We start from the raw sequence: 16107 nt of genomic DNA, 5'->3' as shown, positions 1-16107 counted from the left end.
ATTATAAGAATTAGAATAAAGCCCCTCCACTACATACGTCAATTAAAATGCCTATAATTAACAGTATTACTACCAATATTTATGTATTCAATTCCTTTCCACAACCAATTAGCTAATTGATATAGTCAAATTCAACATACAAAATACCCATGATTAGCCAACAGGTGGGGGTTTTCGAAGACCTGTCTTCGCTTCATTTCTTTTTCAAAAACGTCCCGGTGATAAAGACTATTTATTAATGGGCGCTTGTCTGTGTCGATAGTGCAATCGTGACATTCATTTGATTAGACAACAATGCTCTAACCCTTTGTCCTTTCTTCTAACCATTCAGAGCTGCCATGGTTTTTACTTCACACTAAAGCATCCGATTCGGCTGCTACAACAACCAAACCGGATGCTCACTCAACGATCAATTATGACGCTGGCATGCCGTGCACAGATTTAATTTCTAGATATTCTTCAATACCAAAGTCTCCCCATTCCCGGCCAATTCCAGACTGCTTGTAGCCACCAAAAGGCCCGTTAAAGTCCGTCTCAGTGTTATTCACTGTTATTCGACCGGCACGTAAGTTTGACGCAACGTGTTGCAAAGTTTCTGGATTTTTACCGACAACAAAGCCGGCCAATCCATATACTGTGTCATTGGCAATATCAATCGCTTCTTCTAAATCCTCGTACGCAATAATTGTCGTAACAGGGCCAAAGATTTCCTCCTGGGCAATAACCGCATCGTTCGATACATCGGTAAAAATTGTTGGTCTTGCGTAGTAACCCGTTTCCAGTCCTTCTGGCTTGCCGGTTCCCCCAACGAGCATTGTGGCTTCTTTTTCACCTTTTTCTATATACGACTGAACGGTATCCCATTGATCTTTTGACACTAATGGCCCTGTGGCTATGCCTTCCTTACGTGGATCTCCCACTGGGAAGGTTGGCAGGAGCTCTACTATTTTATCTTCAAATTCTTTTTTCATAGCATGTGGAATGATAACACGTGTACCAGCCGAGCACACTTGACCCGTATTAGTCATAATATTTGAAAGTGCTGTTTTAGCCGCTTCTTCCACATCAGCATCACCTAAGACGACAATTGGCGATTTACCTCCTAGCTCTAACGCCACCTTTTTAATTGTAGGGGCAGCGTTTTGCATGATTTTTTCCCCTACTGAGCCAGACCCTGTAAAAGAAACAAAATCGATGTCAGGATGTTTGCTTATCCCATTACCAATCACAGACCCTGAGCCATTCACTAAGTTAAAAGCCCCTTTAGGGACACCTGCTTCATCGATGATTTCAGCTAAAATCATCGCTGCAAACGGCGTTTTAGAAGCGGGTTTCAGGACGACAGGACTCCCAGCGGCAATAGCACTGGCTATCTTTGTTGACACCTGATTTGTAGGGAAATTCCACGGCGTAATAAGACCGCTCACACCGACTGATTCCTTCCTCAAAGTATGACCGCCTCTTTCCTCTTCAAAGGAATAGGATGAAAGGGACTCTGCAGCTTGTTTAAAATGACCAAGGCCCATATGATAATGTACATCTTCAGATACAGATAGAGGTGCCCCAAGTTCATCTGTCATGATATTGACAAGCTCATCCTTTCTCGCTTCATACCCTTCCACAATGTTTTCGAGCCAGTGAATACGTTCTTCTTTTGTGGACTTAGAAAACGAAGGAAATGCTTGACGGGCAGCTTTCACCGCTTTATTTAAATCTTCTTCAGTCCCTGAGCTAATGGTTCCGATTACCTCCTCAGTTGCTGGATTAATTACGTCTATCGTCTCTGATCCAGTCGATTCAAGCCATTCACCATTAATAAAGTGTTTCGTTTGCTGTCGCATAAATCATGCTCCTTTCTCTTTCAATTAAAATAAGAGTTAGAGCACATATTCCCAGCTTACTCACATATAAAACAAAAAGCGTAAAATAAAACGAACTTTCCCTTCAATTAGAACATTACCGACCGTTACCCCAATCTAAATAGAATGACCTCCCGCTCTCTATTTTGGGCAGGGAGGTTTATGGACGGTTATCTGTGATAAAAACCGTTTCAGCCTCGTCTTTTTCAAAACACAAATTGACGGTTCTGCAGCTAGCTCGCGTTCTATGTACTATTCCTGCCGTCACGGTGTAAAAATCTTGTGGCTGTAAAATAATAGGCTCTTCTAATCCCTCTATGTCTATTTGTAACTCACCCTCGAGTACTAAAAAACTTTCATCTGAATCTGGATGGCTATGCCATTCATATACGCCTTCAAAGACAGCTACTCGAACACAATGATCGTTAATATTCGCCAATACAAAATTATCATATTGTTTTTTTATAGAATCAGTAAGTTGTTTAATATTAACTTTTCCCTCAATCATTTTAATTCTCCTCTACTGTTCTGATCTATTAAAATAAAAATGATGTTACATCGCTCATAATTCATTCACTTAGCCAACAAACTAAACCTTATATTGTCATATTAACATTTTTTATCATTAATTATCAGTTATTTGTGTTTAATACCCCAAAATTCCCCTTTGCTTATTCCTCCATCAACGAAAATTAAAAAACGACACACCTCCTCGTCTTTGCGAGAAAATGCGTCGTTGGTCCCAATATGTATAACACGTAAAAAAATTATGTGGACAGTGTTCATAGTTCCCACCACGTTTACTAGTTTACCGCCCATATGAACCTCTATGTAAAAATTCTTAATCATTCACATGTTAATGGTGGAGCATAGCGGGCTCGAACCGCTGACCTCAACACTGCCAGTGTTGCGCTCTCCCAGCTGAGCTAATGCCCCGTAAAAGATTATGTAAAATATGACTCACAATTTAAAATTATAAACAGAAGTTTGTCATTTCGCAAGCTTTTTTCTTAAATTTTTTAAAAATAATTTAAATTATGTCATATTTAAATGCCGATGTGTTAATCAAATATTGTCCATCATTGTGTTTAAATGAAAAAGGCGACTAGGTTGCCCCAAATAACATAGTCATTTTTTAATTGTTAAGATTGTTAAGTGTATGATTAAGAAAAATCAGCGGCGAGGTGTGAAGTGAGTTCTATCCCTAATTACCTTTCACTCTTTAGAATTGTTCTTTCTCCCTTTTTACTTTTAGTCGAACCTTTAGGAGGTCTATTTTTCACACTATATTTCATGTGTTTCATTAGCGATGGCTTAGACGGTTATATAGCAAGAAAGACCGACACGGAAAGTCGTTTTGGTGCAAAACTTGATTCGTTCGCTGATATGATCACGTTCATAATTTTAATGTATGTTTTGTATGGGATTATTAATCCAACTACGCTCATTATTTATTTGGTTATCATAATCGCCTTCATCAGAGCAACATCGCTTATTATTGTAGTTTTGAAGTGCAAAACGTTTGGTATTGTCCATTCCTATGGAAACAAACTGACCGGATTAACATTGAGTATTTTACCGATTTCATTCATTTTTTTCCCGCTAGATGTATTCGTTATCCCCGTTTGTATCCTTGCTAGCTTTTCTGCCGTTGAAGAACTACTCATTCATTTAACGTCACATCATTTTCAAGCTAATCGAAAAAGCCTTTTCATAAGCAGTGGCCATTAGCGTGAAATCTTTTAATTGGGATTAAAACACTATAAAAAGTATATACCAAAAAACACCCGCAACCACCGCTGTTAAAAGACCGGAAATGATATTTTCTTTCAGGAGCTTTTTATGTTTGATAGCGTCGAAAATGAGCCATCCTATAAATATAGTTATCGTAAAAATCAGTGCTTGAATCATGGCCCCGACCTCCTTCACCTGTTCTATCGTAACAAACTCATGAATGGAATGCACCTTATTTTGCCCATAATGGAAAGATAGAAGTTAGAAAGGAAGACGCACATGTTTCGTGAAACGTTATTGTCTGAACTCTATGAAAAAAAGATGGTCTTACTTAAAATTATTCTCGGCGTGTCGCTCTTCGTTGCTTTAGCTGGAGCGGCCATCCACACATTAGAGCCTAATACTTTTGATTCCTTATTAGATGGTATCTGGTGGGCTATCGTTACCATTTCAACGGTAGGCTACGGCGATTTCGTACCAAAGTCCATAACCGGACGACTTTTAGGTATTTTGTTAATTGTCGTAGGTATAGCGTTATTTTCATTTTTTGTTACAAACTTGGCTGCTTCTACACTGTTGATTAAAGAGCAATCTGAAAAGGGGTTAGGTACAGCTCAGCATGCAAGCCATTTATTAATCATCGGCTGGAATGAACGAAGTAAGCTACTGATTGAGCAAACGCACCAACTTTCCCCATCCAAATCCATCGTGCTAGTCGATGAAACATTACTACAGCTTCCTGTTCAATATCGCTATGTTCGCTTCATCAAAGGAAATCCTAAATTAGATGAGACATTAACTCGCGCTAATATAGGACACGCTGATACGATTGTCATTACCGCTAGTTTACATGTTGAAGAAAGGCTTGCTGACGCCAATACGATCCTAACATTACTCACAGTGAAAGGATTGGCTCCGACTACCTATACCATCGCTGAATTACTCACCTCAGAGCAATATAAAAATGCTAAAAGGGCCGGAGCCGATGAAATTATAGAAGCCTCTCAGCACGTGGGGATGTTGCTGACGAATGGCACCCACCATCATGGGTTAATCGACGTTATTAGAAAGCTTATCACTCAGAATCAAACGAAGCACCTTTGTATAGCACCATTACCTCCCGACTATATCGGAAAGAAGTTCGGGACTATTTGCAATCAAGCTAGTACGTCTGATCGGTTCCTTCTTGGCATTTGCCGTGCTCATGAAGCGATTCTTCACCCTTCAGAAAAATGTGTCTTACAGCAAGGGGATGAACTGATTTATGTGAAACGATAAAACGATCCTTCAATCAGGACATTACCGACCGTTCCCCCCCAATCTATATAATACCTCCTGCTCTCTATTTTGAGCAGGGTGGTTTACGGACGGTTATCTGTTTGATAACACTTAACTTCTCGGTGAGATTTCTAAATCGTTAAAAATCATTTGTTCAAGCTCTATCACATATTCACGGCCTGCTGCAATCCATTCCGGTGGAAATGGTGCATCAGGATCTTCCGGTTCAGAAAATTGATTCACTAAAGGGTTAGGATCATCAACATGATCATCCAAGCCCTGTTTATATTTATGGGCAAGTAAAAAAGGGCGTCCTAATGTCACATGTACACCTTTAACATCTAATTCTTCTCCGTCAACCGCTTGAAAAGGCAGGCGAACAAATAAATAACTGCCATTATCGTCTATCTTGTAATCGAAATAACCATGATCATATTCCCATCCACCACCAATCACATAACCAACAGGCTTCAATTTTTTCTCTAGATCATACAATTTAAACGTGTGATTTTCCACTTTTGAGGGAATTTCTAGCACATGACCTACCTCCCTATATCATCATCTCACTTAGTTTATCCTGAATGACAAAACTTATTTTAAGCTTTCATACTCACTCACGTTATTGCTTTCGTTGCGGAAATCCTTTCTTCTAATGCTGAATATGTCACTATTCATGCTGAAAAATTTGGCTCTATTGCTGAAAATTAAAAAAACACGCCTCACTACTGGAGACGTGTTTTAAAGAGATTTAATTATCTTTCAAGCGCTTCTCTAACTCTGCTTTTTGTTCTTCAAAGCCTGGCTTTCCTAATAATGCAAACATGTTTTTCTTATAAGCTTCAACACCTGGCTGGTCAAATGGGTTGACACCAAGTAAGTAGCCACTTAGACCACACGCTTTTTCAAAGAAGTAGATTAAATAACCAAAATGGTACTCATCCAATGTAGGAATAGATATGACGAGATTCGGTACGCCGCCATCAATATGAGCAAGTAACGTCCCCTCATATGCTTTGTCATTGACAAAGTTCATGTTCTTTCCTGCTAGATAGTTTAGTCCGTCTAAATCAGTCTCTGCTTTTTCAATCGTCATTTCTTCTGCTGTTGATTCAACATGTAGGACTGTTTCAAACAGATCACGACGGCCATCTTGAACGTATTGACCTAGTGAATGTAAATCAGTAGAAAAGTCAGCAGCAGCAGGGAAGATGCCTTTACCATCTTTTCCTTCACTTTCTCCATACAGCTGTTTCCACCATTCACTCGTGAAGTGGAGAGCTGGTTCATAATTTACCATCAATTCGATTGTTTTGCCTTTATTGTACAAGGCATTACGGACAGCGGCATATTGATAAGCAGCATTCTTAGCTAAATCTGGTGTGCTAAAATCCTCGCGTGCTTCTGCTGCCCCTTTCATCATCGTCTCAATATTCAAACCAGCTGCTGCAATCGGCAATAAACCTACAGCTGTAAAAATTGAGAAACGGCCACCTACATCATCAGGGATGATAAACGACTCGTATCCTTCTTCCATAGCTAATTTTTTCAAAGCACCTTTCGCTTTATCCGTTGTGGCATAAATACGTTTACGCGCTTCTTCAACACCGTATTTTTTCTCCACGTAATCTCTAAAAATACGGAAGGCAATCGCTGGCTCCGTCGTCGTTCCTGATTTAGAAATAACGTTTAAGGAAACATCTTTCCCTTCAATCACTTCCAATAAATGTTTTACATACGTTGAACTAATATTATTACCTACATAGAAAACTTGTGGTGTTTTCCGACCAGACTTGTCCATTTCATTATAAAATGTATGGGTTAACGCTTCGATAGCAGCCCGAGCACCAAGGTAGGAGCCACCGATACCGATGACGATTAACACGTCTGAATCTGATTTAATTTTTTCCGCCGCTTTTTGAATGCGTGAGAATTCTTCTTTATCATAGTTCACAGGTAAATCAATCCAACCGAGAAAGTCGTTGCCTGCACCAGTTCCCTCATGTAGAGCATGGTGAGCCGATTCAACAGCTCCTGCTAAATAATCCACTTCATGTTGCGCTAAAAATGACGATGCTTTTGAGTAATCAAATGAAACTTTTTTAGTCATGATTTAGTCTCCTTCGTATTAATGAACTTCTTCCACTTTTCACTTTATTAAAAGAATGACTGATAATCAAGTGACGACTCAAAAGTAATCGCTTTCAAAATCGAATATTTTCTGACAGATGTGTTAAATCTGCCAGAATAACTGCATAGATTTTTTATTTAGTTACAGCGACGCCTTCAAAATGGACAGGACGTCTTCCTTCTGCAGCTTATTAAAATTACCGAAAGGTCCATTAACCATCGTCTTTTCAGCCATTTCTTCAAGTCGAGTATCATCGATATCATAATCCTTCAATCGGCTTGGCGCTCCTAGTGACTGCCAAAAGCTTTCTAGCTTCTTTATACCTTCTTCCACTACTTGTTGTTTATCTTTCCCGGAAGGATCTATGTTCCATACACGAGTGGCTAGTTGATATAGCTTTTGTTCCCCTTTCTCCTTATGGTACCTCATCCATTGTGGGAAAATAATAGCCAGTCCTCCTGCATGTGGAATATCGTAAACGGCGGAGACGGCATGCTCAATATTGTGAGAAGCCCAATCACCACGTGTTCCCATTTGCAACGAACCATTTAAAGCGATTGTACCAGAGTATAGTATTGTCTCACGATGTGCAACATCGTTTAAATTCTCAACGAGGGAAGGTGCTGTATCAATGACCGTTTGTAAAACGGCTTCACACATCCGTTCTTGAAGCGGTGTGTTTTGCTGAGAGTGGAAATACTGTTCAAATACATGTGTCATCATATCAACAATTCCATAAATCGTATGATCTTTCGGGACTGTTAATGTATTCTGTGGATCAAGGATCGAGAAGGTTGGAAATACGTGTGGGCTTCCCCATCCATATTTTTCATGGGTGTCCCAATTGGTTATAACAGACCCTGCATTCATTTCAGAACCTGTAGCGGCTAATGTTAAGATTGTCCCAAATGGCAAAGCGTCTTCTACCGCCACTTTTTTTGTGATAAAATCCCAAGCATCACCATCGTATTTTGCTCCAGCAGCAATAGCCTTAGTACAATCAATGACACTGCCACCACCCACTGCCAAAATGACGTCCACGTCATCTCTTTTGCATCGCTCTATTCCTTTCCTCACTGTTCCCAATCGCGGATTTGGCTCAACCCCTTCCAATTCAGACACAATGAACCCATTAGCATTTAATAAACCGATTACTTCATCGTAAAGGCCATTGCGTTTAATACTTCCTCCGCCATAAACGAGTAAAACCTTCTTGCCAAGTGGCTCGAGTTGCGCTACAAGCTGTTGCTCAACTTGTCCCTCCCCAAAAATTAGTCGCGTTGGATTTTGATAAATAAATTGATCCATATGAAACGCCTCCTCTTCCTCTATTTACTTTTTATAAAACATCTCATGTCTGTTTAACAACAGTCTCTTTATTATTATGGCGAACACAGAAAGAAAAAACAAAACATGTGCTTCGTTATCCGAAATAACTATCCTTAACTTAATAAAGATCATTCACTTTTATTAGAAAGTTAAATAAGACAAAAAGAGAAGTTTTTATTTTCTGATGAATAATTTTCAAGGACATTAATCATTCTAAAGGAAGAAGCACTTTTGCTTCAGCATATGACTAATTTACCCCTTATAAGGAGGTGAGGAGCGCATGAACGGAATTCAACGAACTGCGCTGGTGATTGCGATAATCGGTGCTGTAAACTGGGGCTTAATCGGTTTTTTCAGATTTGACCTAGTAGCAGCGGTTTTCGGTGGACAGGCCGCCGGTTTTTCCCGTTTCATTTATGCCCTCGTAGGATTGGCAGGTTTATATTGTATTTCAATATTATTTAAGCCATCTGAGGAGATGGAAAGAAGCCCGGAGCCACAGCGTTAATGCGTTCCATGTACATCAACTAGCTACGTGTTTACCCATGGATGCTTCGTTAACGAAAGAAGACTTGCTTCAATTCCATTTTGCTTTAATCACGTATGTTTAAAAGTAACCATTTACTTTTAAACATCGGCTCATCTGGCTCAACTCGATTCCCTCAATTCTTTTCACAAACCGAAAAAAGAGGCAGCCCGCGGGCCGCCTCTTTATCGTTTCAGGAAAAGCAATAAAGCCACTTATTTTTTAATGCGTTTGTTAAGATCTGCTTGAATTTCGTTAGACTGTTTTAGCCAGTCTTTAAGCTTGTCTTCTAACGTGTTAAAACCTTGCGCCTGGCTTTGTTGTCCCGCACCTGGTTTACGATTTCCACCGCCACCACCACCGCGTGGGCCACTACTTTGTGGACGTGGACGTTCTGTACGTTCAGGCTTAGGTTGCGTCTCTTTAATAGATAACGAAATTTTACCAGATTCTTCATCTATAGAAAGAACCTTTACCTTCACTTCATCTCCAACAGATAATTCTTCATTGATATCTTTCACATACCCATGTGCAACGTGAGAAATGTGAACGAGCCCTTGTTTTTTCTCGTCTAATGCAACGAACGCACCAAAAGGCTTAATTCCAGTTACTTTTCCTTCAACGATACTACCTACTTCATATTGACCTGACATGAAAACAACTCCTAATTATTTATTAACTGTGTAATTATAACACAGCTTTCTGATCATGACAAAAAATTTTATTAATAGCTCAAGCGCTATAACAATAGTCCTATATTTTTAAAACGACGATTTAATATAACGCCCCTTCAATCAGTTGGATTTTTCATTCTCCCCCCAATGATTGGTAGTTGAGTCAATCAAGACTTTAGCGTCCGTTAGCTCCTCCCTATATAGATTTAACTATCCTCTCTATTTTGAGCCGGGAACTTTACGGACGGTTATCTGTGATGTGATAAAAATCTTATTAGATTTAGTTTTCCCACTACAAAATAAAAGAAAACGGATTTTTACAAAAACCGTCCTCTTTCGGATAGTTGAATGTATAGCCTTCACACCGTTTGGTAATACTATAGCTGTATACTACAACCTAGTATTCCCCCTTTTAGAAGAGGCGTGCTTAATACGTCTCTTCTTTTTAATGGTTACCTAATGCGGACTTGTGTATTTTTTAAAAAGTGATCAATTCGATCTACCGCTTCCTCTAATTGTTTCATTGAGGCAGCATATGAACAACGGATATATCCTTCACCACCAGCTCCAAATACATGACCAGGAACAACCGCAACCTTTTGTGACATTAATAGCTGTTCTGCAAAGGCTTCAGAAGATAAACCAGTACTTTGGATTGACGGAAACACATAAAAAGCGCCTCCGGGCATATGGCAGGAAAGACCGATTTCTCGTAACGACTTAACGAAGTAATTCCGGCGTTGTCGGTAGCTGACAATCATTTCTTCCATCTCATCTTGCGTATTAGTTAATGCTTCAAGAGCAGCATATTGTGCCATCGTAGATGCACACATCATCGCATATTGATGAATTTTTAGCATCGCACTAGCATAGGGCTCTGGAGCAGCAATATACCCTACACGCCACCCAGTCATGGCAAATGCTTTTGAAAAGCCTGAAATAAGTATTGTTCTTTCTCTCATCCCCACTGCATTAGGGACACTAGCATGAGATGAATCATAACTTAGTTCAGCATAAATCTCGTCAGATATGACGATGAGATCATGTTTTACGACCACTTTTGCTACATCTTTTAATGCACTCTCACTTAGAACAGCACCTGTTGGATTATTAGGAAAGGACAGCATGATCGCTTTCGTCCGTTCTGTTATTTTATCAGCCACATCACTAGCCTTTAGTTCAAAATGATTTTCAGCTTTTACAGGGACTGATACAGGGATGCCCCCCATCAGAGAAACGAGGGGTGCATAGGCTACAAAGCATGGCTCTACAATAAGCACCTCATCTCCAGGGTCGATAACAGCTCTTAAAGCTAAGTCGATTCCTTCACTGGCTCCTACGGTTACGACAATTTCATTGTTCGGATTATACGAAAGTGTGAAGCGACGATGTAAATAATCAGAGATGGCTTCTCTTAATTCCATTAAGCCTGCGTTTGCTGTATAAGCAGTAATTCCACGCTCTAGAGAATGAATACTCGCTTCTCTTACATTCCACGGCGTAGTAAAATCTGGCTCTCCAACCCCTAGAGATATGATATTTTCCATTGACGATGCAAGGTCAAAAAAGCGCCTAATACCTGATGGTTGAATTCGCCTAACTCCTTGTGACAATTTAGGTTCATGCTCAGTTTTAATGATTGTCATGGTGAAACCACCATTCTATGATCATCATCATCGTCCTCTGTAAAAATAACCCCATCGTGTTTATATTTTTTTAATTGAAAATGCGTTGTTGTGGAAATAACGGAATCCAATGTGGATAATTTCTCAGAAACGAACTGGGCCACCTCAGACATGGATTTACCTTCGATAGCTACCGAGAGATCGTATGTTCCTGACATAAGATACAACGCTTTTACCTCTTTAAATCGATAAATCCTTTCGGCGACAGCATCAAATCCAACGCCCCTTTTAGGCGTCACCTTCACGTCGATCATCGCAGTAACATTTTCTTGGATATCTGTTTTAGTCCAATCAATTAATGCAGAATAGCCTAGAATAATTTTTTGTTCTTCCAAGCTTCTAAGCATGTCTTCTACATCATCGATCGTTGTATCAAGCATTTTCGCTAGGTGATGACTCTCCATTCTGCCTTCTTTTTCGATTAAACTGAGCAACTCCTGTTCTTTTTCTTTCATGTTGCTTACCTCCCAATAATCTACATAAACATCGTTTTATTTAATATTAAAAGGGAATTCTATTACAAAGTCTAGACCTCCCGAAATGATAATTTTCTGATTCACTATATTCTACATGACAGTGAGTGTTCATACCAGACATATTTTTGCAAAGGAGATGGAAAAATGAGTGAAAAAAATAGCCATCCACATGTCCATGATTATGAACATGTGGCTTTATTGTTTGTTGATATGATCAGTGATTTTTCATTTGAAGACGGAGAAAGACTTTTTCCACATACACTAAAAGCTGCGAAGAAAATGGCTAAGTTAAAAACGCGTGCTAAAGAACTTAACATCCCTATTTTATACGTTAATGACAATTACGGTAGATGGCAATCTGATTTCCCTGGGATTGTAGAAGAGATGAAGCAAAGCGAACAAGGTAAGAAAATCGTCCATCTTCTACAACCTGATGATGATGATTACTTTATTTTAAAACCGCAATACTCTGCTTTTTTTATGACCCCACTCGAATTATTACTTAACTATTTAAATGTAAAGTCGCTCATTATTTGTGGTGTGGCTGGTAATATGTGTATACATTTCACAGCAAATGATGCGTTTATGCGAGGATACAAACTCTATATTCCATCTGATTGTACCGCTTCTAATTCTAGAGAAGAAAACGACAAAGCCCTTCACTTAATGGCACATGTCCTAAAAGCCACTATTCAGCCCTCAGAAGAGCTTGATTTAGAAGCAATAAAATATGAATGGCGCTAGCTGAAAAGTTAATTTTCGCCCGTTATACTAGATCATGATAGGAATAAGAGCACTTGATACTCCACATCCATCTCTTTACCTTGTTAAATGGATAAGTTATAATAACCCTATACTCATAGTGTTAATTGACACTTTGCCATGTTCACCACTCATTTGCCAATAATGGCAAAAGACCCCCGGACGTATCCGCGGGTCCTTTTTTTACTTTATGCCAGCCTAAAGACAACACCATGTCCTCCTTTCGGGTATTCCCATTTTATATTTTCATGTGGACAACCAATTCTGCAGCTTCCACACTCATGACAGCCTTCATAGCCTACAAACATCCGGTCACCTTCCCATTTATACACTTCACCAGGGCAAAACAGTGTACAGGCTTTATCGGGGCATGCCGTAGCACAAAGGTCATGATTCAACACTTCTAGGTGTGATTTTTTATCACAGTTAAAACGAATGAGATACTGTTTGTCTTCCAATGTTTTCGCCATATTATTTCACCGCCTTCCAGGCTCTGTACATATCTTTCGCTAAACCAATCTTCCCTCTTCCTGCCGTCATTTTTGCCATAATTTTTTTCTGTTTTTCTCGTTTAGGTGTGCCATCTACCGAGAAGAAGGCGTGCATGGCTTCGTTCATTAATGGAATATATTCTTGGAAGTATTGAGGATTTTCTTCAAATGTATGGGCAGCATCTTTATATTTTTTAAGATCTTTTCCAATGAAACTGTCATAAATATTGGTTCGATAACTGTCAAGTGTTCGCTCGGAGAAATCATCTGTTTTCTTTGCTTCTATGATTGTTTCAGCAGCCATTTTTCCTGACGCCATTGCCATATTAGAGCCTTCTCGATGAATAGCATTGACAAACTGCGCAGCGTCCCCTGCAACCATAACACCGTTCCCTACAAGTTTAGGAATAGCATGATAGCCACCTTCTGGAATTAAATGGGCTAAATATTCCTGTGTTTCCGCACCTTCTATATAAGGTTGAATCATTGGATGCTCTTTTAAGCGATCCAACAGTTCATAAGGCTTTAGTTTTTTCTTTACCATGCCTGATAACGTGGTACCAACGCCGATATTAACGCTATCCTTATTTGTATACAAAAAGCCTGTGCCTAAAATTCCTTGAGTGGCATCTCCAAATATTTCAACAGACACGCCCTGATCATCTTTAATATTGAATCGTTCGTTAATGACCTTCTTTTGGATTTTCAATACTTCCATGACGGTTAATGCCACTTCATTTGGCTTCCATTCTTTATGAAAACCGAGCTGCTTTGCAAGTAATGAGTTCACTCCGTCAGCTAATACAACCACATCTGCATAAATATCGCCATCGGGACGATCTGTTTTAACACCAATCACTTTGTCATCCTCAACAAGGCATTCTGTCACAACCGTTTCATTAATGAGAAGGGCTCCCTGCTCTACCGCTTTATCAGCAAACCATTTATCAAATTTCGCTCTGAGCACCGTAAAATTGTTAAAAGGCTCCTTCCCCCACTCCAAACCTTTATAACTAGTCGTCACCATCGATTCTTTATCTAAAAACCAGAAACGCTGCTCCACGACAGGCCGTTCTATAGGGGCTTCTTTCCAAAATTCCGGTATAATTTCTTCTAATTGTTTTCTGTAAAGAATCCCTCCCATGACATTTTTTGCCCCTGGATATTCACCTCTTTCAATAAGCAAAACCTTTAAACCATTTTTTGCTGCAGTATATGCGCAGCTTGTTCCTGCGGGCCCGGCTCCTACAACGATCACATCAAATTTTTCAGACATCAGCTGTCACTCCCCCTGCTTCTTCTCCTGCTAACTGAGTTCGAAAGGCCTGTGTTAGCATAGGCACGATTTCAAATGCATCAGCTACGACACCAACATGTGCAGCATTAAAAATAGCAGCGTCAGGATCGTTATTAATGGCGATTATTAAGTCTGAATTCTGCATACCTACAATATGTTGAACGGCCCCAGAGATACCTATAGCAATATACAGTTTAGGTGTAACGGTTAAGCCCGTTTGACCAACTTGATGATCATGTCCACAAAGACCCGCTTCAACAATATCTCTACTCGCACCTACGGAAGCACCTAAAGCATCAGCTAATTCTTTAACCATCTGGAACCCTTTTTCGTCTTTAATCCCTTTACCTGCTGCAACGATAACATCTGCTTCCTCTAAATTAACTGCCTTTTTAGCCTCCCTAACAATTTCAATAACCTTGGTCCGGAGAGTGTCCTCTTTTAAAGAAATAGCTTCGGAAACCAGTTCAAGAGTCCCTTCTCTATGCCAATCAGGGTCTGGTTTTTTCATAACTTTTGGCCTAACAGTCGCCATTTGCGGACGATGTTTTTTACAGAGAATAGTGGCCATAATATTGCCGCCAAATGCTGGCCTGCTCGCTTCAAATAAGCGCTTCTCAACATTAATATCCAATAACGTCGTATCGGCTGTAAGCCCCGTCATCACTTCTGTAGCTACTGCACTGGCAAGGTCTTTCCCATTGGCTGTTGCCCCATAAAGGATAATTTCAGGTTTGTATTTTCTAACTAAATCTCCTGTTGCTTTCATATATGTTTCTGTACGATAGTCTTTTAAAATAGGATCCTCAATCACATACACTTTGTCTGCACCGTATGCATATAAGCTTTCTGCCGCTTCAGTCACGTGATCACCTAATATAAAACCACACAATTTAACGTCAAGTTTATCAGCTAGCTCCCTTCCAGCTCCAAGCAATTCTAATCCTACATCAATAATGTGACTGTCCTGTTGTTCAATGAACACCCATACGTCCTTATAATCCTCAAGATTCATGTTGTCTCCCCTCCTTTCACACTGAATAATTCTCTTTTTTCAAGAGTGATTGTCAGTAATTGCTCAACTTGTTCTTCAACTGTTCCTCCGATCATGTCCGCACCTGAGCTTTTTTCCGGCGGCCACATTTTCCCAACAATTGTAGGAGACCCTTTTAACCCTAACTGCTTGACATCCACATCATTCAAGTCATCAACTGTCCATACTATTGGTTCATACCTAGCAGCTTTAATCATGTTAGGAAGTGGTGAATAAGCGACTTCATTAATTTCTTTTTCTACAGTAAGTAGACACGGTAGCGTTGATTGAATACGTTCATAACCATTTTCAATTTTACGATGAACGATAATGCTTCCTTCATCAGTGTCCACTTTCTCCACACGTATGACATTTGTTAATGGTGGAATTTCCATACGGCGAGCAATACCAGGCCCCACTTGCCCTGTATCACCATCAATCGCATGTTTACCACATAATACGAGATCAATGCCTTCTTCCTTAATTAACTTTTCAATTGCTTTATAAAGCGCATAACTTGTAGCAAGCGTATCTGCCCCAGCAAATCGCCGGTCGGAAATTAAATAGCCTTCATCAGCCCCTATTTCGATACATTTCTTAATAGCTATTCTCGCTTGGGGTGGTCCCATCGATAGCACGATGACTTTCCCACCATGTTGTTCTGTAAGACGCACTGCTTCCTCCACTGCATGGGCATCATACGGATTTAATATAGCCGGTGCACTGGAGCGGTCAAGTGTATTCGTCTTCGGGTTTACTTTAATGATCTTCGTATCCGGAACTTGCTTAATACAAACTAGAACATTCATGACATTCCCCCCTCTTTTCACCAATA

Annotated in this window: 17 protein-coding genes and 1 tRNA gene; 4 read left to right on the top strand and 14 right to left on the bottom strand. The window is 39.8% G+C overall.

The annotated features are described in order from the left end of the window. Positions 1 to 413 precede the first annotated feature (413 nt). From BK581_RS17380 to BK581_RS17365, 3 genes are all read right to left on the bottom strand, one after another. Positions 414 to 1841 carry an aldehyde dehydrogenase family protein gene (locus BK581_RS17380; RefSeq protein WP_078579345.1) on the bottom strand — a complete coding sequence of 476 codons (1428 nt, stop codon included), beginning with the start codon at positions 1839 to 1841 and terminating at the stop codon, positions 414 to 416. Between the two features lie 178 nt (positions 1842 to 2019). Beyond that, positions 2020 to 2367: a cupin domain-containing protein gene (locus BK581_RS17375; RefSeq protein ID WP_078579344.1), complete on the bottom strand. Its 348-nt coding sequence runs from the start codon at positions 2365 to 2367 to the stop codon at positions 2020 to 2022. 352 nt (positions 2368 to 2719) lie between these two features. Then, positions 2720 to 2795 (bottom strand) — tRNA-Ala (locus tag BK581_RS17365). Positions 2796 to 3050: 255 nt separating this feature from the next. Between BK581_RS17365 and BK581_RS17360 the strand changes: the two genes are divergently transcribed. Then, a complete protein-coding gene (locus BK581_RS17360; protein WP_078579342.1) occupies positions 3051 to 3590 on the top strand; it encodes a CDP-alcohol phosphatidyltransferase family protein in 540 nt (179 codons plus the stop codon). A 21-nt stretch (positions 3591 to 3611) separates the two neighbouring features. On the opposite strand, the gene BK581_RS20200 is transcribed toward BK581_RS17360, so the two are convergent. Further along, entirely contained in the window at positions 3612 to 3770 is a 159-nt protein-coding gene (locus tag BK581_RS20200; RefSeq protein ID WP_169837776.1) for a hypothetical protein, read from the bottom strand. Between the two features lie 102 nt (positions 3771 to 3872). Between BK581_RS20200 and BK581_RS17355 the strand changes: the two genes are divergently transcribed. Further along, positions 3873 to 4871: a potassium channel family protein gene (locus BK581_RS17355; protein ID WP_078579341.1), complete on the top strand. Its 999-nt coding sequence runs from the start codon at positions 3873 to 3875 to the stop codon at positions 4869 to 4871. A gap of 111 nt (positions 4872 to 4982) precedes the next feature. On the opposite strand, the gene BK581_RS17350 is transcribed toward BK581_RS17355, so the two are convergent. The 3 genes from BK581_RS17350 to BK581_RS17340 all read right to left on the bottom strand — a co-directional run bounded on the left by BK581_RS17350 (position 4983) and on the right by BK581_RS17340 (position 8307). Continuing rightward, entirely contained in the window at positions 4983 to 5408 is a 426-nt protein-coding gene (locus BK581_RS17350) for a YugN-like family protein (RefSeq protein WP_078579340.1), read from the bottom strand. A gap of 211 nt (positions 5409 to 5619) precedes the next feature. After that, the gene (locus BK581_RS17345) at positions 5620 to 6978 is read right to left on the bottom strand and encodes a glucose-6-phosphate isomerase (protein ID WP_078579339.1); all 1359 of its coding nucleotides are present in this window, start codon (positions 6976 to 6978) and stop codon (positions 5620 to 5622) included. 162 nt (positions 6979 to 7140) lie between these two features. Beyond that, complete coding sequence (locus tag BK581_RS17340; protein WP_078579338.1) at positions 7141 to 8307, bottom strand: iron-containing alcohol dehydrogenase; 1167 nt, start codon at positions 8305 to 8307, stop codon at positions 7141 to 7143. A 301-nt stretch (positions 8308 to 8608) separates the two neighbouring features. On the opposite strand from BK581_RS17340, the gene BK581_RS17335 reads away from it, so the two are divergent. Continuing rightward, on the top strand, positions 8609 to 8836 hold the full coding sequence (locus BK581_RS17335; protein WP_078579337.1) for a DUF378 domain-containing protein: 228 nt from the start codon (positions 8609 to 8611) through the stop codon (positions 8834 to 8836). Positions 8837 to 9069: 233 nt separating this feature from the next. Here BK581_RS17335 and yugI read toward each other — a convergent pair whose 3' ends face one another. From yugI to BK581_RS17320, 3 genes are all read right to left on the bottom strand, one after another. Next, positions 9070 to 9507, bottom strand: coding sequence for a S1 domain-containing post-transcriptional regulator GSP13 (gene yugI / locus BK581_RS17330; protein WP_078579336.1), 438 nt, complete (start codon positions 9505 to 9507; stop codon positions 9070 to 9072). 473 nt (positions 9508 to 9980) lie between these two features. Further along, entirely contained in the window at positions 9981 to 11174 is a 1194-nt protein-coding gene (locus tag BK581_RS17325) for an aminotransferase (protein ID WP_078579335.1), read from the bottom strand. Next, the gene (locus BK581_RS17320) at positions 11171 to 11668 is read right to left on the bottom strand and encodes an Lrp/AsnC family transcriptional regulator (RefSeq protein ID WP_078579334.1); all 498 of its coding nucleotides are present in this window, start codon (positions 11666 to 11668) and stop codon (positions 11171 to 11173) included. The genes BK581_RS17325 and BK581_RS17320 overlap by 4 nt, the downstream gene beginning before the upstream one ends. A gap of 165 nt (positions 11669 to 11833) precedes the next feature. Here BK581_RS17320 and BK581_RS17315 point away from each other — a divergent pair, with 165 nt between their 5' ends. Beyond that, the gene (locus BK581_RS17315) at positions 11834 to 12433 is read left to right on the top strand and encodes a cysteine hydrolase family protein (protein WP_078579333.1); all 600 of its coding nucleotides are present in this window, start codon (positions 11834 to 11836) and stop codon (positions 12431 to 12433) included. A gap of 206 nt (positions 12434 to 12639) precedes the next feature. On the opposite strand, the gene BK581_RS17310 is transcribed toward BK581_RS17315, so the two are convergent. Genes BK581_RS17310 through BK581_RS17295 form a run of 4 tightly spaced genes read right to left on the bottom strand, consistent with a single transcriptional unit; the run spans position 12640 to position 16081 of the window. Beyond that, complete coding sequence (locus tag BK581_RS17310) at positions 12640 to 12921, bottom strand: ferredoxin family protein (protein ID WP_078579332.1); 282 nt, start codon at positions 12919 to 12921, stop codon at positions 12640 to 12642. A gap of 1 nt (position 12922) precedes the next feature. Then, positions 12923 to 14218 carry an FAD-dependent oxidoreductase gene (locus BK581_RS17305; RefSeq protein ID WP_078579330.1) on the bottom strand — a complete coding sequence of 432 codons (1296 nt, stop codon included), beginning with the start codon at positions 14216 to 14218 and terminating at the stop codon, positions 12923 to 12925. Further along, entirely contained in the window at positions 14211 to 15254 is a 1044-nt protein-coding gene (locus tag BK581_RS17300) for an electron transfer flavoprotein subunit alpha/FixB family protein (protein ID WP_078579329.1), read from the bottom strand. The genes BK581_RS17305 and BK581_RS17300 overlap by 8 nt, the downstream gene beginning before the upstream one ends. Next, the gene (locus BK581_RS17295) at positions 15251 to 16081 is read right to left on the bottom strand and encodes an electron transfer flavoprotein subunit beta/FixA family protein (RefSeq protein WP_078579328.1); all 831 of its coding nucleotides are present in this window, start codon (positions 16079 to 16081) and stop codon (positions 15251 to 15253) included. Before BK581_RS17295 ends, BK581_RS17300 begins: the two co-directional genes overlap by 4 nt. Between the last annotated feature and the right edge of the window lie 26 nt (positions 16082 to 16107).

The sequence above is a fragment of the Salipaludibacillus agaradhaerens genome (genome assembly GCF_002019735.1).
Classification (GTDB): Bacteria; Bacillota; Bacilli; order Bacillales; family Salisediminibacteriaceae; genus Salipaludibacillus; species Salipaludibacillus agaradhaerens.
This window is presented reverse-complemented; position numbering and strand designations above follow the sequence as displayed.